At 71.7% G+C, this 18,716-nt stretch carries 22 protein-coding genes; 10 read left to right on the forward strand and 12 right to left on the reverse strand.

All coding sequences use genetic code 11. The annotated features are described in order from the left end of the window. Positions 1 to 6 precede the first annotated feature (6 nt). Positions 7 to 648: a LysE family translocator gene (locus tag ACK8N7_RS32555; RefSeq protein WP_403216022.1), complete on the forward strand. Its 642-nt coding sequence runs from the start codon at positions 7 to 9 to the stop codon at positions 646 to 648. Positions 649 to 746: 98 nt separating this feature from the next. On the opposite strand, the gene ACK8N7_RS32560 is transcribed toward ACK8N7_RS32555, so the two are convergent. From ACK8N7_RS32560 to ACK8N7_RS32575, 4 genes are all read right to left on the reverse strand, one after another. Continuing rightward, a complete protein-coding gene (locus ACK8N7_RS32560) occupies positions 747 to 1,217 on the reverse strand; it encodes a C40 family peptidase (protein ID WP_403216024.1) in 471 nt (156 codons plus the stop codon). A gap of 596 nt (positions 1,218 to 1,813) precedes the next feature. Then, positions 1,814 to 2,119, reverse strand: a complete 306-nt coding sequence (locus ACK8N7_RS32565; protein WP_031121825.1) for a hypothetical protein — start codon at positions 2,117 to 2,119, stop codon at positions 1,814 to 1,816. Between the two features lie 7 nt (positions 2,120 to 2,126). Continuing rightward, positions 2,127 to 2,762, reverse strand: a complete 636-nt coding sequence (locus ACK8N7_RS32570) for an ATP-dependent Clp protease proteolytic subunit (RefSeq protein ID WP_500444721.1) — start codon at positions 2,760 to 2,762, stop codon at positions 2,127 to 2,129. A 150-nt stretch (positions 2,763 to 2,912) separates the two neighbouring features. Beyond that, complete coding sequence (locus ACK8N7_RS32575) at positions 2,913 to 3,434, reverse strand: excalibur calcium-binding domain-containing protein (protein ID WP_403216028.1); 522 nt, start codon at positions 3,432 to 3,434, stop codon at positions 2,913 to 2,915. Positions 3,435 to 3,638: 204 nt separating this feature from the next. Here ACK8N7_RS32575 and ACK8N7_RS32580 point away from each other — a divergent pair, with 204 nt between their 5' ends. After that, complete coding sequence (locus ACK8N7_RS32580; protein WP_500444722.1) at positions 3,639 to 3,923, forward strand: type II toxin-antitoxin system Phd/YefM family antitoxin; 285 nt, start codon at positions 3,639 to 3,641, stop codon at positions 3,921 to 3,923. 108 nt (positions 3,924 to 4,031) lie between these two features. Here ACK8N7_RS32580 and ACK8N7_RS32585 read toward each other — a convergent pair whose 3' ends face one another. Then, positions 4,032 to 5,039: an ABC transporter permease gene (locus tag ACK8N7_RS32585; protein ID WP_500444723.1), complete on the reverse strand. Its 1,008-nt coding sequence runs from the start codon at positions 5,037 to 5,039 to the stop codon at positions 4,032 to 4,034. A 117-nt stretch (positions 5,040 to 5,156) separates the two neighbouring features. On the opposite strand from ACK8N7_RS32585, the gene ACK8N7_RS32590 reads away from it, so the two are divergent. The 8 genes from ACK8N7_RS32590 (at position 5,157) to ACK8N7_RS32625 (ending at position 12,166) form a co-directional block, all read left to right on the forward strand. Then, positions 5,157 to 5,777 (forward strand): TetR/AcrR family transcriptional regulator, encoded by a 621-nt coding sequence (locus ACK8N7_RS32590; RefSeq protein WP_500444724.1) that lies wholly within the window; start codon positions 5,157 to 5,159, stop codon positions 5,775 to 5,777. A 138-nt stretch (positions 5,778 to 5,915) separates the two neighbouring features. Further along, the gene (locus ACK8N7_RS32595; RefSeq protein ID WP_031121830.1) at positions 5,916 to 6,218 is read left to right on the forward strand and encodes an urease subunit gamma; all 303 of its coding nucleotides are present in this window, start codon (positions 5,916 to 5,918) and stop codon (positions 6,216 to 6,218) included. Positions 6,219 to 6,231: 13 nt separating this feature from the next. Continuing rightward, complete coding sequence (locus ACK8N7_RS32600) at positions 6,232 to 6,543, forward strand: urease subunit beta (RefSeq protein ID WP_015607157.1); 312 nt, start codon at positions 6,232 to 6,234, stop codon at positions 6,541 to 6,543. Next, entirely contained in the window at positions 6,536 to 8,257 is a 1,722-nt protein-coding gene (locus ACK8N7_RS32605; protein ID WP_500444725.1) for an urease subunit alpha, read from the forward strand. The genes ACK8N7_RS32600 and ACK8N7_RS32605 overlap by 8 nt, the downstream gene beginning before the upstream one ends. A gap of 13 nt (positions 8,258 to 8,270) precedes the next feature. Beyond that, on the forward strand, positions 8,271 to 8,933 hold the full coding sequence (locus ACK8N7_RS32610; RefSeq protein WP_403216038.1) for an urease accessory protein UreF: 663 nt from the start codon (positions 8,271 to 8,273) through the stop codon (positions 8,931 to 8,933). A gap of 33 nt (positions 8,934 to 8,966) precedes the next feature. Then, positions 8,967 to 9,644 carry an urease accessory protein UreG gene (ureG, locus tag ACK8N7_RS32615; protein ID WP_032755391.1) on the forward strand — a complete coding sequence of 226 codons (678 nt, stop codon included), beginning with the start codon at positions 8,967 to 8,969 and terminating at the stop codon, positions 9,642 to 9,644. Beyond that, positions 9,641 to 10,435 (forward strand): urease accessory protein UreD, encoded by a 795-nt coding sequence (locus ACK8N7_RS32620; protein ID WP_500444726.1) that lies wholly within the window; start codon positions 9,641 to 9,643, stop codon positions 10,433 to 10,435. Before ureG ends, ACK8N7_RS32620 begins: the two co-directional genes overlap by 4 nt. Before the next feature lie 150 nt (positions 10,436 to 10,585). Further along, complete coding sequence (locus ACK8N7_RS32625; RefSeq protein ID WP_403216042.1) at positions 10,586 to 12,166, forward strand: alpha/beta hydrolase; 1,581 nt, start codon at positions 10,586 to 10,588, stop codon at positions 12,164 to 12,166. A 37-nt stretch (positions 12,167 to 12,203) separates the two neighbouring features. Here ACK8N7_RS32625 and ACK8N7_RS32630 read toward each other — a convergent pair whose 3' ends face one another. The 7 genes from ACK8N7_RS32630 to ACK8N7_RS32660 all read right to left on the reverse strand — a co-directional run bounded on the left by ACK8N7_RS32630 (position 12,204) and on the right by ACK8N7_RS32660 (position 18,680). Continuing rightward, entirely contained in the window at positions 12,204 to 13,235 is a 1,032-nt protein-coding gene (locus tag ACK8N7_RS32630; RefSeq protein WP_500445889.1) for an NAD-dependent epimerase/dehydratase family protein, read from the reverse strand. An 85-nt stretch (positions 13,236 to 13,320) separates the two neighbouring features. Further along, positions 13,321 to 14,037 carry a lysophospholipid acyltransferase family protein gene (locus ACK8N7_RS32635; protein WP_403216044.1) on the reverse strand — a complete coding sequence of 239 codons (717 nt, stop codon included), beginning with the start codon at positions 14,035 to 14,037 and terminating at the stop codon, positions 13,321 to 13,323. A 189-nt stretch (positions 14,038 to 14,226) separates the two neighbouring features. After that, positions 14,227 to 14,385, reverse strand: a complete 159-nt coding sequence (locus tag ACK8N7_RS32640) for a hypothetical protein (protein ID WP_015607149.1) — start codon at positions 14,383 to 14,385, stop codon at positions 14,227 to 14,229. A 66-nt stretch (positions 14,386 to 14,451) separates the two neighbouring features. Then, a complete protein-coding gene (locus ACK8N7_RS32645; RefSeq protein ID WP_403216046.1) occupies positions 14,452 to 15,399 on the reverse strand; it encodes a cytochrome c oxidase assembly protein in 948 nt (315 codons plus the stop codon). A gap of 110 nt (positions 15,400 to 15,509) precedes the next feature. Then, on the reverse strand, positions 15,510 to 16,535 hold the full coding sequence (locus ACK8N7_RS32650) for a 6-phosphofructokinase (protein ID WP_015607147.1): 1,026 nt from the start codon (positions 16,533 to 16,535) through the stop codon (positions 15,510 to 15,512). A gap of 143 nt (positions 16,536 to 16,678) precedes the next feature. Further along, positions 16,679 to 17,407, reverse strand: a complete 729-nt coding sequence (locus ACK8N7_RS32655) for a type 1 glutamine amidotransferase (protein WP_015607146.1) — start codon at positions 17,405 to 17,407, stop codon at positions 16,679 to 16,681. 34 nt (positions 17,408 to 17,441) lie between these two features. Further along, the gene (locus tag ACK8N7_RS32660; RefSeq protein WP_015607145.1) at positions 17,442 to 18,680 is read right to left on the reverse strand and encodes a MurT ligase domain-containing protein; all 1,239 of its coding nucleotides are present in this window, start codon (positions 18,678 to 18,680) and stop codon (positions 17,442 to 17,444) included. Positions 18,681 to 18,716 lie beyond the last annotated feature (36 nt).

An 18,716-nucleotide genomic window follows, 5' to 3' on the forward strand; every position in this document is an offset into this window, starting at 1 on the left:
GACCCCATGGACGCACAACTGATCGCCTTCACCGGGGTCGCCGCCGGGATGGTCGCGCTGCCCGGCGCAGACTTCACCGTCGTCGTACGCAACGCCCTGGCCTCGCGCACCGCCGGCCTGGCCACCGCGCTCGGCGTCGCCGGGGGACTGCTCGTGCACACCGCGCTCGCCGTGGCGGGGCTCGCCGCGGTGCTGGTGACGATGCCCGTGCTCTTCCGCACGGTCCAGCTGCTGGGCGGCGCATACGTGCTCTACCTGGGGATCAGTGCGCTGTACGTGGTCCGGCGCCGGGTCTCCGAGGAGAGCCGGGCACCGGACCACGTACCGCCGGCTCCACCCCAGGAGCTCGGGCGCTCACTGCGGCAGGGGTTCCTGACCAACGCGCTCAACCCGAAGGCGCCGGTCCTCTTCCTCAGCCTGCTGCCGCAGTTCGTCCCCGAAGGTCAGCCGCCGCTGCCCCGGACGCTGCTGCTCGCCGCCCTCGTGGTCGCCCTGGCCCTCATCTGGTTCCCGGCCGTCGCCCTCCTCGTGGACCGGCTGGGCCGCTGGCTGCGCCGGCCGCGTACCGCCCGGGCGATCGAGGGCGGCAGCGGCGTGGCGCTCACCGGACTGGGGCTGGCCCTGGTGGCCGGGCCCCTCCTGCGCTGAGGTGCGCCGGGAGACCTGCGGGCGGCGCCGAGGGGGGCCCGAGCCGCCCGCAGGGGAAGCCCGAGCCGCCCGCAAGGGAAGAGCGTCCGGCCGGTGGGTCAGCGGACCCGTCCGTACCAGACGCCCTTGGACCAGATTTTCGCCTTTCGCACCACATCCCCGGATTTGGGGGAGTGCCAGATCTTCCCGTCCCCGGCGTAGATGCCCACGTGGTAGACACTGCGCCCCGAATGGAAGAAGACGAGGTCGCCGCGTTTGCGCTGCGACTTCGAGATGTGGCGGGTCTTGTTGTACTGCTGCTGTGCCGTGCGGGGCAGCTTCTTCCCGGCCTTCTTGAACGAGTAGACCGTCAGCCCCGAGCAGTCGAAGCGACTGGGACCTGCGGCCCCGTACTTGTAAGGAGCGCCCTTCTTCGACGCGGCGACCTTGAGCGCCTTCGTCGAATGGGTGGCGGCCTCGGCATCGTTGACCAGACCTGGCGCCAGCATCGAGGACGTCACGGCCAGGGTGAGTACGGAAGCCGTACCGACCCGGGCGAACAGAGACGGGACATGAACCTGCGCAGACATGCGCAACCCTTCGTCAGCCGCCTGTGAAGGATGACCTGTCGGGTTCGGGCTGGCGAAGTTGCCCGGCCGCTTGTCACGGCTTCACCCCGAGGGCTTCCCGGTCTCCCGGTCGGCCCGTACTGCTCGGGTCCTCCACTCCTGCCGATCCACTCCTGTCGACCAGTCATCCGGGAAGCGGCAGGACTCGGCGTCCACCCGGACCGCCCCGCCGCGGCGGCGGGGGCTTGTCGTCCCAGGGATCTTGACTCACGAAGTGCCGGATTTCCGAGTCGAAACAGTGATTTGTGAGTCTCCTCACCACTGATCCATTCAGGTGGACAGGGGAGATTCGCCCCCGCCGACGCGCCGGGCGCACACCCTCGTACCAGCGACGAAAGGGGACATTTCGAGTAGGGGCCGCGTGCTGAGCGCAAGTTGAGCCGTCGCTCGCGCGGGTGATCGCCTACGCCGAACGAGCGAGAGGAATTGATCGCCGGGCCGGGCGTGTCGTGCGGCGCGGTGACCGGCCCGCTCCCGTAGTGCGCTCCCGGCGCGCGGGGCGGCTCAGTTCGGCGTCGGCGGACGGACCGGCTCGGTTCGCCGACGGACGGAGCGGCTCAGTTCGCCGGCGGAGGCATGGCGACCCGGCCCGCCCGGCGCTCGCCGTCCAGCACCCGCAGGGCCCGCGCCAGCGTCGCCGCGTGGATCTGCCGCTCGCCGCGCTCATGCATCAGGGCCAGTGCGTCGCGCAGGGCCGCCGCCCGGGAGGCCAGGGCCTGCGCGGCCTTGAGGGCGCTGTAGGTGTCGTTGCCGCGCGCCGGGTTGATACGGCCCACCTGGTCGAGCACCGCCAGGTAACAGTCGATGAACTCGCCCTCGGCGCGGGTCAGTGCGGGCAGCGGCGGGAACTCCGGTGGTTCCATGGGCGGTTCACCTCGCGTCGTGCGGCGGCTGGTAGAGCTTGCGGTTCTCCACGACGTGGTCCACCAGCCCGTAGGCGAGGGCGGCCGGCGCGTCGAGGACGGTGTCGCGCTCGATGTCGGCGGCGACCCGCTCGGCGGTCCGGCCCGTGTGCCGGACCAGCATGGCCGTGAACTGCTCGCGGGTGCGAGCCAGTTCGCGCGCGTGGATCTCCAGGTCGGACGGCTGGCCCCGCAGCGGCTCCTCCAGTGCGGGTTGCTGAATGACTACCCGCGCACCGGGCAGGGCATGTCGGCGTCCCGGGGCGCCGGCCGCCAGCAGGGCCGCCGCGCAGGAGCCGGCCTGCCCCAGGCAGAAGGTCTCCACGTCGCACGTCAGGAACCGCATCGTGTCGTAGACCGCGGCCATCGCCCCGAACGAGCCGCCGGGGCAGTTGATGTAGAGCGACAGCGGCCGGTCCGGGTCGGCGTGCTCCAGGTACATGAACTGCGCGATCAGATCGCCGGCGCCGGTGTCGTCGATGGGGCTCCCGAGGAAGACGATCCGCTCGGACAGGAGCTTGGAGTACGGGTCCTGGGTCCGGGTTCCGGTCGCGGTGCGCTCGGTGAACTCGGGCAGTACGTGACGGGCGGCGGGTCGGGTCATGGCGGAGCCCCTCTCCTCGGTGCGCAACGGAACGCCGGGGCGGCGCAGACCGGTGCTGCTCGTACGCCCCGTCAGAAATGTACAGGACGTACAGAATGAGGGGAGGGGGTTCTGTGCCGGTGGGTGGTGGGGGAGGGGCGGCGGGCGCCCCTACTCGCAGGCGACTCCGTCACCGTCGCGGTCGAGGTGGGAGCCGTAACCGGGGTCGCCCCTTCTGATGGGGGCGGCGCCCGCGGCACGTACGGCGGTGCAGTTCTTGTAGTACGCGGACCCGCCTCCCGAGTCGTCGTCGTAGACCGGGTCGGGCTCCTCGGCGGCGGGCTCCGGATCCGGCTCCGGCGGGGCCGCGGTGACCGTCACCCGCACCTTCTTGATCTTCGTGACGGTCGGAGCCGGCTCCGGAGAGGCCGTCACCGTGACCTTCGCCGTCTCCGTCACGGTGACGGTCACCGTCGGCCCGGGCTCCGCCTTCGCCGCCGCCGTCCGCACGTTCTCCGGCTGCTCGCCGGTGGTGCCGATTCCGACGCCGAGCAGGAACAGCACGCCGGCGGCGGGGAGTACGACACGCTTACGAGCCCACCCGGGGCCGGTGGTCGGGCTCGGCGGCGGGACGTTGACGCCCTGGCCCCAGTCCGCCTGCCGGGACGGGTGCTGCGGGTCGTTCCAATTCATGTGTCCCCCAAGGCGGTTCGTGGAGGCATGACGTTAGTGAGCCGGGTGCACCCACAGGAGCAGGATGTTCCGGTGGTGATGGAGTTGTGACCAAAAGGCGGGGGAGTGGTGGTCCTTCCTTTCTGTGGCCGGCCTCTCGGCGGCTGGGCATGCGAGGTGCCGCAAGGCTCCGTGGCGGTTGCGCGCGCGCCTTAAGCTGGGGCCATGGCTTACGAGATTCCGGTGACGCAAGCACGGGCGGAGCTCGCCGACCTGATCAACCGCGTCGTCTACGGCGGAGAGCGGGTGGTCGTGACGCGGCACGGCAAGCCGCTCGTCGCGCTGGTGTCCGCCGCCGACCTGGAACAGCTCGAAGGGGAGGAGGCCGCGGCCGAGGAGCAGGTGATCAGCTCGGTCTCCTCGATCGGCTCCGCGCCCTCGGCCCACGGCGACCTGCAGCGGTTCGGCATCGCCGCCGTGCACCGCGGCCACGGAGACCCGGACGCCTGACGTCCGGACACCTGACGTCCGGACGTCCGGGCGGGGCGGCCGGAGAGATCCGGCCCGCTCACAACGCCCGCCCGCAACGCCCGCCCCCAGAGGGCAGCCCCCGCGTCCTCAGCCCGTCATCGCCGTCTCCCGCGTAACCGGTGCCGGTCCGGCCGGGGTGGCCGGTCCGGCCGGGGCTGCCGCCACGCGTCGGCCCGCGACCAGCACCGCCGCCAGGCCGAGCGCCGACCAGAGGGCGAGTATCAGGGCGGGGCCGCCCGCCGCGCCGCCGTCGAAGAACGCCACCGAGCGCAGCAGCGATCCGCCCGCGCCCGGCGGCAGCCACTGGCCGATCACGCCGACCGGATCGGGGAGCAGCTGGGGAGCGCTGGTGACCCCTGAGAAGGAGTTGCCCAGCAGGATCATCAGCAGCCCGCCGATGCCGAGCCCGCGTGGGCCCAGCAGGGCCGCGAGCCCCGCCACCGCCGCGCTGATCGCCAGGACGGTCAGGGCGAGCACGCCCGCCTCGGCCCACCAGCCGCCCGTGATCACCCCGAGCCAGCTGTGCGCGACGGCCGTGGCGGCGAGGCCCACCAGGGCGGCCGATCCGGTCAGTGTCAGCGCTGCCCGCGCCCCGCGCAGCCCCAGCATGGTGACGGCGGCTCCGGCTCCCATCCCCGCCAGGGCCAGCGGCAGCACGCTCGCGCCGAGCGCGCTGCCGCGCGGGTCCCCGGAGGGGGCGGCCACCACATCGGTGACCTGGACCCGCGCACCCTCCGGTGAAGCCGCCGTCACCGCCTCGCGCAGCAGCTGGGCGACCACGGGGCTCGCGGCCGAGGCGGTGAGCACGTGCGGGCCTTCCGGTCCGGCGACGACGGCTCCGTATACGACCCGGTCCTCGATCGCCTCCCGTGCCGCCGCCTCGTCGTCGAAGCGGTGCACCTCGAAGGCGCCCTCCCGCTGCTCGAACTGCTGCTGCAGCTGACCGGCCGCCGGTGCCGCACCGGCCACCCCCACCGGGAGGTCGCGGGGCGCGATCCGGGCGGCGGGCCAGGCGAAGGCCCAGAGGGCGAGCGTGACCACCAGCGGGATCAGCAGGACGACCGCCACCGCGCGGCGATCGGGTGGAGTGGACATGGGGGCCTCGATTCGGGCGGCGATCAAAAAGAAGGATCGTTCGTTTTGCGGATACCCCCCACTGTCCGGACGGGGTGCTCCCTTGTCAAGAAGGAACGTTCGTTTTAGGTTGGGCCCATGGCTCGTGTATCCCAGGAACACCTCGACGCCCGGCGCCGCCAGATCCTCGACGGCGCGGCGTGCTGCTTCGCCCGTAGCGGATTCCACGGCACGTCCATGCAGGACGTCCTCAAGGAGGTGGGCCTGTCGGCCGGTGCGGTCTACCGCTACTTCCCCGGCAAGGAGGACATCATCGCGGCCATCACCGAGGAGACCTTCGCCACGATCCGTGGCGCGTTCTCGGAGGCGAGCCGCATGTCTCCGCCGCCCACCCCGGACGTCCTGCTGAGCCGGGTGCTCGGCCGGGTGCTCGCCGGGGAGCTGCACGGGCTGGAGCGCCGGACCTTCGCCGCGCTCGCCGTACAGCTCTGGTCCGAGACACTGCGCGACGAGCGACTCGCCGTACAGCTCGACGAGGGTTACGCCACGATGCGGGCCGCGTGGACGAAACTGGTCGAGGCCTACCGCGACGCCGGGATCCTGAGCGGTGACGTGGCGGCCGATCATGTGGCGCGAACGATGATCGCCACCGCCCAGGGCTTCATCGTGCAGGAGGCCCTGTTCGGGGACGTACGCCCCGAGGTGCTGGCGGACGGCTTGCGCGGGCTGATGTCCATGGGTCCGCAAAAGGCCAGTTAACGCAACGGAAAAACTTCCGCCCTAACGTGCAATACCTGGTCGCGAGGGCCGGGTTCCCCGTTCGACGAACTGTTGAACGGGGATAGGGTCCCGCTGCGCCCGGAGGCCGGTACCGGGCGAAGACGATGAGGTGGAAGCGTGCAACTGACCCCGCACGAGCAGGAACGCCTGCTCATCCATGTGGCCGCCGATGTGGCCGAGAAGCGCCGGGCACGCGGGCTGAAGCTCAATCACCCCGAGACCGTCGCCCTGATCACCGCCCATCTGCTGGAAGGTGCCCGCGACGGCCGCACGGTCGCCGAACTCATGGCGTCCGGCCGCAAGGTGCTCACCCGCGACGAGGTCATGGACGGCATCCCCGAGATGCTCCACGACGTCCAGGTCGAGGCCACCTTCCCGGACGGCACCAAGCTCGTCACCGTCCACGACCCGATCGTCTGACGGGGCCACGCCGATGATTCCCGGAGAGATCCTGTACGGGGACGGGGGCATCGCCCTCAACGAGGGGCGTCCCGTCACCCGCCTCACCGTCCTCAACGCCGCCGACCGCCCCGTCCAGGTCGGCTCCCACTACCACTTCGCCGAGGCCAACCCCGGGCTCCGGTTCGACCGGGCGGCCGCCCGCGGGCTGCGGCTGCACATCGCGGCCGGTACGGCGGTCCGCTTCGAACCCGGCATCCCCGTCGACGTCGAACTCGTCCCCCTCGCCGGCCGCCGCATCGTCCCCGGCCTGCGCGGCGAAACCGGAGGTGCTCTCGATGCCTGACCTCAGCAGGGCCGTGTACGTGGACCTCTTCGGGCCCACCACCGGCGACCGGATCCGGCTCGCCGACACCGACCTCTTCGTCGAGATCGAGGAGGACCGTTCCGGCGGCCCGGGCCACGCGGGCGACGAGGCGGTCTTCGGCGGCGGCAAGGTGATCCGCGAGTCCATGGGCCAGGCCCGCACCACCCGCGCCGAGGGCGCACCCGACACCGTCATCACCGGCGCGGTCGTGATCGACCACTGGGGCATCGTCAAGGCCGACATCGGCATCCGCGACGGCCGGATCACCGGCATCGGCAAGGCAGGGAACCCGGACACCATGGACGGCGTCCACCCCGACCTGGTGATCGGCCCCGAGACCGAGATCATCGCGGGCAACGGCAAGTTCCTGACGGCCGGAGCGGTCGACGCGCACGTCCACTTCATCTCGCCGACCCTCGTCGGCCAGGCGCTCTCCAGCGGCATCACCACCCTCGTCGGCGGCGGCACCGGACCCGCCGAAGGCACCAAGGCCACCACCATCACCCCGGGGCCATGGCACCTTGCCCGGATGTTCGAGGCGCTGGAGACCTTCCCCGTCAACATCGGGCTGCTCGGCAAGGGCAACACCACCTCCCGCGACGCCATGTACTCCCAACTGCGCGGCGGAGCGCTGGGGTTCAAGATCCATGAGGACTGGGGTGCCACCCCGGCCGCCATCGACGCCTGCCTCACCGTCTGCGAGGAGACGGGCGCCCAGCTCGCCATCCACACCGACACGCTCAACGAGGCCGGGTTCGTCGCCGACACCCTCGCCGCCATCGCCGGGCGCTCCATCCACGCGTACCACACCGAGGGCGCGGGCGGCGGGCACGCGCCCGACATCATCACCGTCGTCTCGGAGCCCTACGTCCTGCCGAGCTCGACCAACCCGACCCGGCCGCACACCGTCAACACCATCGAGGAACATCTCGACATGCTGATGGTCTGCCACCACCTCAACCCTGCCGTTCCCGAGGACCTGGCCTTCGCGGAGTCCCGTATCCGACCCTCCACCATCGCCGCCGAGGACATCCTCCACGACCTCGGGGCCATCTCGATCATCTCCTCGGACTCGCAGGCGATGGGCCGTATCGGCGAGGTGATCCTGCGGACCTGGCAGACCGCCCACGTCATGAAGAAGCGGCGCGGCGCGCTCGCCGGGGACGGGGCGGCCGACAACCACCGCGTCCGTCGCTATGTCGCCAAATACACCATCAACCCGGCCGTCGCCCAGGGCCTGGACCGGGAGATCGGCTCGGTGGAGACCGGCAAGCTCGCCGACCTCGTGCTGTGGGACCCGGCCTTCTTCGGCGTGAAGCCGCAGACCGTCATCAAGGGCGGCCAGATCGCCTACGCGCAGATGGGCGACGCCAACGCCTCCATCCCGACGCCCCAACCGATCCTGCCCCGGCCGATGTTCGGCGCACTGGGCCGGGCCGCCGCGCGCGGCTCCTTCAACTTCGTCACCGAAACGGCGATCGAGGACGGACTGCCCGAACGGCTCGGCCTCGAAAAGCAGTTCGTACCGATCACCAGCACCCGGGGGGTCACCAAGGCGGACATGCGGGAGAACGACGCGATGCCGCACGTCCACGTCGACCCCGACAGCTTCGCCGTCACCATCGACGGCGAACCGGTCGAGCCCGCACCGGCGGCGGAACTGCCCATGGCCCAGCGCTACTTCCTCTTCTGAGCCGGGACCGGTCATGTCACGCGCAGCCCTGCTCGTCCTCGCCGACGGCCGCTTCCCCGCCGGTGGCCACGCCCACTCCGGCGGCGCCGAACCGGCCGTCACCCAGGGGCGCATTCGTAACGCCGACGACCTCGCCGCCTTCTGCCGGGGCCGTCTGCACACGGCCGGGCTCACCGCCGCCGCCCTCGCGGCGGCGGCCGCCCACGGCCTCGGCCCGCTCGCGCTGGACGAGGCCGCCGACGCCCGTACGCCCTCGCCCGCCCTGCGGGCCACCGCCCGCAAGCTGGGCCGGCAGATGATGCGGGCCGCCCGCGCCACCTGGCCGAGCCCCGAACTCGACGCGCTCGCCACGGCCCGGCCGCGCGGCGCCCACCAGCCCGTCGTCCTCGGCCTCACCGCCCGGGCGGCGGGGCTCGGGCCCGAGGACGCGGCGCACTGTGTCGCGTACGAGACGGTCAGCGGCCCGGCCACCGCCGTGGTCCGGCTGCTCTCCCTCGACCCCTTCCATGCCACCGCCGTACTCGCCCGGCTCGCCCCCGAGCTCGACGACGTGGCCGCACAGGCTGCCGAGGCCGCCCGGCGGGGCATCGACGCCCTGCCCGCCGCCTCCGCCCCGCTCCTCGACATCGCCGCCGAGACGCACGCCGCCTGGCCGGTCCGCCTCTTCGCCTCCTGACCCTCACCTTCAAAAGAAAGCAGGAGCAGCACCATGCACCTCGGCCACACCCACGACGGCCCCGCCGCAGTCAGCGCCGACGCCACCCGGCCCGACGGGACCCGGCGCGCCCTGCGCATCGGACTCGGCGGCCCCGTCGGCTCCGGCAAGACGGCCACCGTCGCCGCCCTCTGCCGCGAGCTGCGCGACCGGATCTCCATCGCCGTCGTCACCAACGACATCTACACCCAGGAGGACGCCGCCTTCCTGCTGCGCAACGCGGTCCTGCCGCCGGAGCGGATCCAGGCCGTCGAGACCGGCGCCTGCCCGCACACCGCGATCCGCGACGACATCTCCGCCAACCTCGAAGCCGTCGAGGACCTGGAGGACGCGGTGGGCCCGCTCGACCTGATCCTGGTGGAGTCCGGCGGCGACAACCTCACCGCCACCTTCTCCAAGGGGCTCGTCGACGCCCAGGTCTTCGTCATCGACGTGGCGGGCGGCGACGACATCCCGCGCAAGGGCGGCCCCGGCGTCACCACCGCCGACCTCCTCGTCATCAACAAGACCGACCTCGCCCCCTACGTCGGCTCCGACCTCCAGCGGATGGCCCGCGACGCCAAGGAGCAGCGCGGCGAACTCCCCGTACTCTTCACCTCGTTGACCTCCGCCGAGGGCGTCGGGCCGGTCGCCGACTGGGTGCGGGCGCAGCTCGCCGCCTGGACCGCATGAGCGTCCGCGCCACCGCCCGCCTCCGCGCCGAGCCCGACGGCCGGGGTGGCACCGCTCTGCCCGTCCTGGAGAGCGACGGGCCGCTCGCGCTGCGCCGCACCCGCTCTCCGCTCCCCGGATACGCCCGGGTCACCGTCGTCGGCGCCATGAGCGCCCCGCTCAACGGGGACCGGCTCGCCCTGGAGGCCGAGGTCGCCGACGGCGGGCGCCTCACCGTCGGCGCGGCGGCGGCCACCGTCGCGCTGCCGGGCGCGCGGGCGGACGGCGAGCCGTCCACGTACGCCGTGCGCCTGAGGGTGGGGGAGGGGGCCGCCCTGCGCTGGCTGCCCGAACAGCTCGTCTCCGCCCACGGCAGCGACCTGCACCAGACCACCCGCGTCGAACTCGCCCCCACCGCCCGGCTGCTGCTGCGCGAGGAACAGATCCTCGGCCGCCACGGCGAACCCACCGGCGCCCTCACCACCCGGCTCACCGTCCACCGGGGAGGCCGCCCGCTCCTGGACCAGCAACTGGCCTACGGGCCCGGCGCACCCGGCGGCTGGGACGGCCCCGCGGTCCTCGGCGGCCACCGTGCGGTCGGCCAACTCCTCCTGGCCGACCCGTCCTTCGAGGACACCCCGCTGCCCGCCCGCCTCCTCGGCCCCACCGCCGCTCTCACCCCGCTCGCCGGTCCCGCCGTCCTCGTCACGGCGGTGGCCGCCGACGCCCGCCTGCTGCGCGCCGTCCTGGACGACGCCCTGCACGAGCTGCTGGACGGTCTGAAGGCGGATCACTGCCAGGGAGTCCGCTGAGCGGATTCTCTTCACCGGTTATGGGTTCGGTAAAGAAACAGGTGTACGCCCTGGCCCCAGGAACCCCACAGACGAAAGGATCCCCGGAACGCTCCGATGAGACCACGCCGCCACCGGCGGCGCATCGGACGACGATGGGGGAGGTTCCACGTGGGACGCACAGCAGTACTCGGCACGGCCGGGGCGCTGATCGCGGGCACGCTCGTCGCGGGAGCGATAACCGCGCCCGCCGCCAGCGCCGATGGCCGCCACGACCGGGTGGGCTCCGAGGCGCGCGGAGTCAGGATCGCCGCCGAACGGTCGGCCAGGACCGGGATCGACTGGAAGAGCTGCCCGGAGGACTGGGGTCTGACCGCCCCCATCCAGTGCGGCTGGGTGACCGTACCGCTCGACTACGCCAAGCCGAACGGCAAGAAGATCAAGCTCGCCGTCGACCGTCACGTCAGCACCGGCACCAAGGGCGAGCGCCAGGGCGCCCTGATCTACAACCCCGGCGGACCCGGCGGTTCGGGGATGCGCTTCCCCACCCGTGTCACCGCCAAGAACCCGCTCTGGACGAAGACCGCGAAGGCGTACGACTTCGTCGGCTTCGACCCGCGCGGGGTGGGCCGCTCGGCGCCGATCTCCTGCGTCGACCCGCAGGAGTTCGTCAAGGCTCCCAAGGCCGACCCCGTTCCCGACAGCGAGGCCGACAAGCGCGCCCAGCGCAAGCTGGCCCGCGAGTACGCCGAGGGGTGCGCCGAGCGCAGCGGCTGGATGCTGCCGCACATGACCACGCCCAACACCGCACGCGACCTCGATGTCATCCGGGCCGCGCTCGGGGAGAAGAAGCTCAACTTCCTCGGCGTCTCCTACGGCACCTACCTGGGCGCCGTCTACGGCACGCTCTTCCCCACCCACGTACGGCGCATGGTCGTCGACAGCGTGGTCAACCCCTCACGGGAGAGCATCTGGTACCGGGCCAACCTGAACCAGGACATCGCCTTCCAGACGCGCTGGGACGACTGGAAGGCGTGGGTCGCCAAGCACGACTCCGTCTACGGCATCGGCAACACCCCGCAGAAGGTCGAGAAGGAGTGGCTGAAGCTCCGCGCGGCCGCCAAGAAGAAGCCCATCGGCGGCGTCGTCGGACCCGCCGAGCTCATCGGCTTCTTCCAGAGCGCCCCGTACTACGACTCCGCCTGGGCGTCCACCGCCAAGACCTGGAGCGCCTACCGGGCCGGTGACACCCAGGCGCTGATCGACGCCGCCGCCCCCGACATGAGCGACCTCGCGGGCAACGCCTCCGCCGAGAACGGCAACGCGGTCTACACCGCCGTGGAGTGCGCGGACGCCAAGTGGCCCACCAGCTGGCGCACCTGGGACCGGGACAACACCCGGCTGCACAAGAAGTACCCGTTCATGACGTGGGCCAACGCCTGGATGAACCTGCCGTGCGCCACCTGGCCGGCCAAGCAGCAGACCCCGCTGAACGTGAAGACCGGCAAGGGCCTGCCGCCGGTCCTCATCGTGCAGGCCACACGGGACGCCGCCACCCCGTACGAGGGCGCCGTCGAGCTGCACAAGCGGTTCAAGGGCTCGCGGCTCATCACCGAGAAGGGCGCCGGGTCCCACGGCGTCACCGGGCTGGTCAACCCCTGCGTCAACGAGCGGGTGGACACCTACCTGCTCACCGGGAAGACCGACCGGCGCGACGTGACGTGCACCCCGCACGCCACGCCGAAGCCGTAGGAATCCTGTGAGGCGTACGGCCGGGGCCCCGCATCCTTCAGTGGCGGCCCCGGTCGTACGCCTCCAGCCACGCGTCCTCCGCCTCGTAGTCGAAGAGCGCCTCCCCGTAGTTGCGCGCCATCTTCGGGAATGCCTCCCGCCAGTCCCGCCCCGCCAGCTCCCCGGCGAGCCACTCGACCGTCTCCGGCAGCGACTCCACGTAGCCCGTCACCGGCCGGTACCCGAGCTCCCGCTCCGCCGCCGTCATGTCGTACAGCACGGGATGGGCCCCGCTCCACGGTGTCTCGCCCACATGCCCCTCGGGCGCCGGGCCGTCGACCAGGACCGTCTCCGTCTCCCGGCCCAGCACCTCGTCGATCGCCGCCCCGATCGCGGCGACCGTGGGCGCCTGCGGATCCGCCGCGTTGAGCACCCGCGAACCGGGGAGGCGGGCGGCCAGCCGGATCAGCTCGGCCGCGTTCGAGACGTGGACCGGGTGGAAGCGGCTCTCGCCGCCGTACGCGAGCACCCGCCGCTCCCGCCCGTCCAGCAGCCGCTTCACGAAGTACAGCTCGCGCGGTGTGCGGCAGTACGGGCCGTGGACCGCGCCCGCCCGCAGCAGGGTCACCGGCAGCTTGTCGCCCGCCGCCAGCAACTCACGCTCCAGCAGCACCTTCCGGGTCCCGTAGGTCGCCCCGCCCGGCTCCACCGTGCGCTGGGTCTCCGGCAGCGGCACGGGGTAGCGGGGGAAGCCGTCGGGCTGTTCCTGGGTGTCGAAGCTGCGGCCCCGGTCGTCCTCGTACACCGCACCGCTGGAGATCACGACCGCCGAGCCGACCCTCCCGGCGAGCCCTGTCAGCTGCTGTGCGTGCTGCGCGCCGAAGGCGACCATGTCGACCAGGACGTCACAGCCCTCGCCGAGCGCCTTCTCCAGCGCGCCCTCCTCGTCCCGGTCGAGCGCCAGGGTCCGTACCCCGCCGTCCCACCGCCCGTCCCGGCCGCCGCCGCGCGAGACGGCGGTCACCTCCCAGCCGTCCCCGGCGAGCGCACCCACCGCCGCCCGCCCGATCTGTCCCGTCGCTCCCAGCACCCACGCGTGTCCCTGACTCATACGGACGACGCCAGGGGAGCGGTCCCGGCCGGACCAGCCCGCTCTGCCGGTGGCGAATCCGCCGTCAGCGTCGCAGCTTGGGGAACTTCCTCGGCGGGGCGGCCTCCTGCTCGGCGGCCTTCACCTTCGCCGCGTACTCGTCGACGTACTCCTGGCCGGAGAGTTCGAGGATCGCGTACATGATCTCGTCCGTCACGGCCCGGATCGCGGCCTTCTGGTTCTCCAGGCCCGCGTAGCGCGAGAAGTCCAGCGGCTCACCGAACCGGATGGCCACCTGCTTGATCTTCGGGAGTTTCTGGCCGGGCGGCTGGATCTCGAACGTGCCGAGCATGGCGCACGGGATCACCGGCACCCCCGCGGTGATCGCCATGACCGCCACCCCGACCTTCCCCTTGTAGAGCCGGCCGTCGTGCGAGCGGGTGCCCTCCGGGTAGATCCCCAGCAGCTCGCCCTTGCTCAGCACGCCCAGGCCCTCGCGGATCGCCGCCTGGCCCGCGTCCTTGCCCGAGCGGTCCACCGGGATCTGGCCCGCGCTGTGGAAGAACGCGGCGGTCAGCTTGCCCTTGATCCCCGGGCCGGTGAAGTACTCCGCCTTCGCGAGGAACGTGATGCGCCGCTTGATGATGGCGGGCATGAGGAAGTGGTCGGAGAAGGAGAGATGGTTCCCGGCGACGATCGCCGCGCCCTCCTCCGGAATGTTCTCCAGCCCTTCGATACGGGGCCGGAACAGCACCCTCAGCAGGGGGCCCAGCACGACATACTTCAGGACGTAATAAAACACCTTGTGGGTGCACCTCGCTCTGCCGGGCCGGCGTCAGGGCTGCGTTCTGCCAGGTCGCTGCGTACTACCAGGTCATGGTCGTGCCGGGGCCGTCAGTGTAGGTCCCCGGCATCACCGTGCGACCGTAGCGAACCGGTCACCCGGCTCGTACCCGCCGCCGGGCCCGTCAGGCGTGTCGGGCCGGAACGGTCAGGTGTCCTGGGTGGCCAGCATGCCGAGGGTGCAGAGCCCCAGCACCACCCAGCCGAACCAGAGCCAGCCGCTGCTTCCCAGTGCCACTGTGTACGCGGTCACCGTGACCAGCGCCCCGACGGTCAGGTATCCCATGGTTTTCGTCGATCCGGACATGCGCGCACGCTCCTCGTCGGCCGCGCGGCCGTTGTCCCCATGGTCACCCCGAACGCGCCCCCCGCGCTACTGTCGCGCCTGCAATGACGCGAGATAGGCGTTGTACGCCGCCAGCTCCTTGTCGCCGTCCCGGTCGGCGGCCCGGTCCGAGCGCTTGGCCGTGCGCTGCTCGGAGCGGTACCACTGGTACACCAGCGCGATCAGCACCAGCACGGACGGGATCTCGCTGAACGCCCACGCGATACCGCCCGCCCAGTTCTGGTCGGTGAGGGCGTCGATACCGAGGGAGGCGGGCGGGTTCTCGTACGTCTTGACCATCGGCGTGCTCGCCATCATCAGCGCGATCCCGAAGAACGCGTGGAACGGCATCCCGGCGAACAGCTCCAGCATCCGCATCACATAGCCGGGCCGGTGCGGGCCCGGGTCGACGCCCATGATCGGCCAGAAGAAGACCAGGCCGACGGCGAGGAAGTGCACCATCATCCCGATGTGGCCGGGCTTGGAGCTCATCAGGAAGTCGAAGACCGGCGTGAAGTACAGCGCGTAGAGGCTCGCGATGAAGAGCGGGATCGTGAACGCCGGATGCGTGACGATCTTCATGTACCGGCTGTGCAGCAGCTTCAGGAGCAGCTCGCGCGGCCCGGTCCGGCCCCGCGCGGCGGGCGGCAGCGCGCGCAGCGCCAGCGTCACCGGAGCGCCCAGCAGCAGCAGGATCGGCGACAGCATGCTGATCACCATGTGCTGCACCATGTGCACGCTGAACATGACCATGCCGTAGTCGTTGAGCTTGGTGCACATCACCAGGGCGATGCTCAGCACACCTACGGTGAAGAAGACGATCCGGTTGACCGGCCAGCCGTCCCCGCGCCTGCGCAGCCGCACCACGCCGTACCCGTACAGGGCGAGCGCCAGGACGCAGCCGGTCAGGAAGAACGGGTCGGCGGAGAGCTCCAGCCCCCGTCCCAGCGTGAACGGCGGCAGATCCATGTTCATGCCGTGCCCGCTGTGATCCATCTGTTCACTCCCGATGGGGACACGTCCCCGTTTCGTGCCGGTTGTCCGGTACAGCGTAGAACTGCCCCCGGCCGCGGTTGCGGCCGGGGGCAGTTCTACGGGAGCGACGACTAGAGCACGCACTCCGCTTCGGCGTACCGCTCGGCCGGGACCGTCTTCAGCGTCTCGACGGCTTCCGCGAGCGGGACCATCACGATGTCGGTGCCGCGCAGCGCGGTCAGCATCCCGAACTCGCCCCGGTGCGCCGCCTCCACCGCGTGCCAGCCGAACCGGGTCGCCAGGACGCGGTCGTACGCGGTCGGCGTGCCGCCGCGCTGGACATGGCCGAGGATGACCGGGCGGGCCTCCTTGCCGAGCCGCTGCTCCAGCTCCCCGGAGAGCTGCGTGGCCACCCCGGCGAACCGCTCGTGGCCGTAGATGTCCTTGACGCCCTGCTCGAACTGCATGGAGCCCGTGCGGGGCTTGGCGCCCTCGGCGACCACCACGATGGCGAACTTCTTGCCCGCCGAGAAGCGCTTGCCGACCAGCTCGGTCAGCTCGTCGATGTCGAAGGGGCGCTCGGGCACGACGATGGCGTGGGCGCCGGCCGCCATCCCGGAGTGCAGGGCGATCCAGCCGGTGTGACGCCCCATGACCTCGACGATCAGCACCCGCTGGTGGGACTCGGCGGTGGTCTTCAGCCGGTCCAGCGCCTCGGTCGCGACACCGACGGCGGTGTCGAAGCCGAAGGTGACGTCGGTGGAGGCGATGTCGTTGTCGATGGTCTTGGGGACCCCGACGATGGGCAGTCCCGCCTCGGAGAGCAGGTTGGCCGCCTTCAGCGTGCCTTCGCCGCCGATCGGGATGATGGCGTCGAGACCGAGATCGGCGACATGGCCGCGGGCCCTCTCCACACCGTCACGCAGGTGCGCGGGCTGGACCCGGGAGGAGCCGAGGATGGTGCCGCCGCGGGCCAGGATGCCGCCCACCGCGTCCAGGTCGAGCTTGCGGTAGTCGCACTCCAGCAGGCCCTTCCACCCGTCGTGGAAGCCGATGACCTCGTCGCCGTGGTCCACCACCGCGCGGTGCACGACGGAACGGATGACGGCGTTGAGGCCGGGGCAGTCGCCGCCGGAGGTGAGTACGCCAATGCGCATGGCCCGAGAACCTTTGCAACGTTAAGTCGACGACCGGACCACGTCGTCCGGTTGGATCCCCGCCACCCTACCGGCGCAGGGTGGCGGGACCGAACCGTGCGTCCGCCTGCTGGACTCCGCTCAACCGAGCGGAAAACCCCTCATCAGGCGGGCTGTGTCGCCGAGGCGATCCGCTCCGCGCGCAGCGCCTCGTACCAGCGGTCGTCCGTGGGCGGCAGCGCGTTCACGTCGAGGGCCAGTTTCAGCAGGTGGTCGGCGATCTGCGGGTTACGGGCCATCACCGGGCCGTGCATGTACGTCCCGAAGACCGTGTCGTTGTACGCGCCCTCCGTGCCGTCCCCGGTGCCGTTGCCCCGGCCCAGCCGGACCCGGGCGAACGGCCGTGCCGTCGGGCCGAGATGGGTGACGCCCTGGTGGTTCTCGAACCCGGTCAGCGGCTCCAGGCCGAGGTGCGGGTCGATGTCCGCCAGTACGTCGCCGACGCACCGGGCGCCCTCGCCGCGGGTGGACACCACGTCGAGCAGACCGAGGCCCTGCTCGCGCTCACCGAGGTCGTTGATGAACTCGTGGCCCAGGATCTGGTAGCCCGCGCAGACCGAGAAGATGATCGCGCCGTTGGAGGCGGCCCGGCTCAGCCCGCCGTCGCGGCGCAGCCGCTCCGCCGCGAGGCGCTGGGGGCGGTCCTCACCGCCGCCGATCAGATAGATGTCGCCGGACGTAGGCACCGGCTGGTCGCTGCGCACGTCGACGCGCTGCACGTCCAGACCGCGCTGCCGGGCCCGCCGCTCCACGACCAGGGCGTTGCCCTGATCGCCGTAGGTGCTGAGCAGGTCGGGGTAGACCCAGACCAGACGCAGACCGTTGTTGCTCATGCTTCGTCCTCTCCGGAGGTGGCCGGGGCCGGGGTCAGTTGCCGACACGACGGCGCAGATCCTGGAAGGCGGTGTAGTTGGCGATGACCTCGATGCGGCCGGGCGGGGCGTACTGCACGGCCTCGTCGAGCGTCTCGCAGACCCGGAAGTCCAGACCGGCCACTTCGAGGCGGACCGCGAGGTCCAGCTTGCGGTCGCCCAGCACGAAGATCGGGTGACCGGCCAGCTGGGTGTAGTCCACGTCCCAGAGCCAGGAGGTGTCCGTGCCGTCCGCGCCGCGGGCGTTGACGGAGAGGATCACCGGCGTCGGCGGCGGGTCGATCAGCGAGAACGTCTCCAGCCAGCCGGCCGGGTTCTTCGCCAGCAGCAGGCGCAGCTCACGGTTGTGGAAGGTGACGACGTCGTACCGTCCGGCGACAGCCTGCACCTGGTACATGCGCTCCAGCGCGACCTGCGGCGGCACGCCGAAGACGGCGGCGACGGCGGCCGAACTGGTGGCGTTCGCCTTGTTCGCGCGGCCGGGCAGCTGGAGGTGGATCGGCCAGGCCGAACCGTGCGGGTCCAGGACGTAGTCGCCGTTGAGCGCCCAGCTCGGGGCGGGGCGGCGGAAGCCGCACTGCCCGCAGAACCAGTCGTCGCCGGGGCGCTGCATCACACCGCCGCAGGACGGGCAGGACCAGGCGTCGTCCTTCCACGCCTGACCGGCCGCCACCCACACCACGTTGGGCGAGGAGGAGGCCGCCCAGACGACCAGCGGGTCGTCCGCGTTGGCGATGATCACGGCCTTCGAGCCGGAGAGTCCCTCGCGCCAGTGCTCGGCCATCATCCGGGTCTCGGCCGCGCGGTCCAGCTGGTCGCGGGAGAGGTTGAGCAGCGCGATCGCCTTGGGGGTGGTGTCGCGCGCGACACCGGCGAGATACTTCTCGTCGACCTCGATCACGCCGAACTTCGCGTCCGAGCCACCGGCCAGCGCCGAGGTGATGCCCGCGGGCATGTTCGCGCCGAGCGCGTTCGACACGACGGGCCCGGCGGCCCCCAGTGCCTCGGCGATCAGCCGGGTGGTCGTCGTCTTGCCGTTCGTCGCCGACACGAGGATCACGTCCAGGTGCTGCGCCAGCCGCCCCAGCAGGTCGGGGTCGAGTTTGAGCGCCACCCGGCCGCCGATCACCGATCCGCTGCCCCGCCCCGCGGCGCGTGACACCGCCGCCGCGGCCTTGCCCGCCGTCACGGCCAGCTTGGCCCGCGGCGACAACGGCTCCGTGTTGCCTGCCATCGTCCTAGATCCTCCTTGCATCGGTCCGCGCCCAGC

Origin of the sequence: Streptomyces griseobrunneus, assembly GCF_046713465.1 — a bacterium.
Lineage (GTDB): Bacteria > Actinomycetota > Actinomycetes > Streptomycetales > Streptomycetaceae > Streptomyces > Streptomyces microflavus.

Bases quoted from the DNA above. Each gene is read 5' to 3' on its own strand.
- ACK8N7_RS32650 (WP_015607147.1), bottom strand. From the start codon at position 16,535: ATGCGCATTGGCGTACTCACCTCCGGCGGCGACTGCCCCGGCCTCAAC.
- ACK8N7_RS32590 (WP_500444724.1), top strand. From the start codon at position 5,157: ATGGCTCGTGTATCCCAGGAACACCTCGACGCCCGGCGCCGCCAGATC.
- ACK8N7_RS32565 (WP_031121825.1), bottom strand. From the start codon at position 2,119: ATGGAACCACCGGAGTTCCCGCCGCTGCCCGCACTGACCCGCGCCGAG.
- ACK8N7_RS32640 (WP_015607149.1), bottom strand. From the start codon at position 14,385: ATGTCCGGATCGACGAAAACCATGGGATACCTGACCGTCGGGGCGCTG.
- ACK8N7_RS32570 (WP_500444721.1), bottom strand. From the start codon at position 2,762: ATGACCCGACCCGCCGCCCGTCACGTACTGCCCGAGTTCACCGAGCGC.
- ACK8N7_RS32610 (WP_403216038.1), top strand. From the start codon at position 8,271: ATGTCACGCGCAGCCCTGCTCGTCCTCGCCGACGGCCGCTTCCCCGCC.
- ACK8N7_RS32605 (WP_500444725.1), top strand. From the start codon at position 6,536: ATGCCTGACCTCAGCAGGGCCGTGTACGTGGACCTCTTCGGGCCCACC.
- ACK8N7_RS32660 (WP_015607145.1), bottom strand. From the start codon at position 18,680: ATGGCAGGCAACACGGAGCCGTTGTCGCCGCGGGCCAAGCTGGCCGTG.
- ACK8N7_RS32580 (WP_500444722.1), top strand. From the start codon at position 3,639: ATGGCTTACGAGATTCCGGTGACGCAAGCACGGGCGGAGCTCGCCGAC.
- ACK8N7_RS32555 (WP_403216022.1), top strand. From the start codon at position 7: ATGGACGCACAACTGATCGCCTTCACCGGGGTCGCCGCCGGGATGGTC.
- ACK8N7_RS32575 (WP_403216028.1), bottom strand. From the start codon at position 3,434: ATGAATTGGAACGACCCGCAGCACCCGTCCCGGCAGGCGGACTGGGGC.
- ACK8N7_RS32620 (WP_500444726.1), top strand. From the start codon at position 9,641: ATGAGCGTCCGCGCCACCGCCCGCCTCCGCGCCGAGCCCGACGGCCGG.
- ACK8N7_RS32585 (WP_500444723.1), bottom strand. From the start codon at position 5,039: ATGTCCACTCCACCCGATCGCCGCGCGGTGGCGGTCGTCCTGCTGATC.
- ACK8N7_RS32655 (WP_015607146.1), bottom strand. From the start codon at position 17,407: ATGAGCAACAACGGTCTGCGTCTGGTCTGGGTCTACCCCGACCTGCTC.
- ACK8N7_RS32645 (WP_403216046.1), bottom strand. From the start codon at position 15,399: ATGGATCACAGCGGGCACGGCATGAACATGGATCTGCCGCCGTTCACG.
- ACK8N7_RS32560 (WP_403216024.1), bottom strand. From the start codon at position 1,217: ATGTCTGCGCAGGTTCATGTCCCGTCTCTGTTCGCCCGGGTCGGTACG.
- ACK8N7_RS32600 (WP_015607157.1), top strand. From the start codon at position 6,232: ATGATTCCCGGAGAGATCCTGTACGGGGACGGGGGCATCGCCCTCAAC.
- ureG (WP_032755391.1), top strand. From the start codon at position 8,967: ATGCACCTCGGCCACACCCACGACGGCCCCGCCGCAGTCAGCGCCGAC.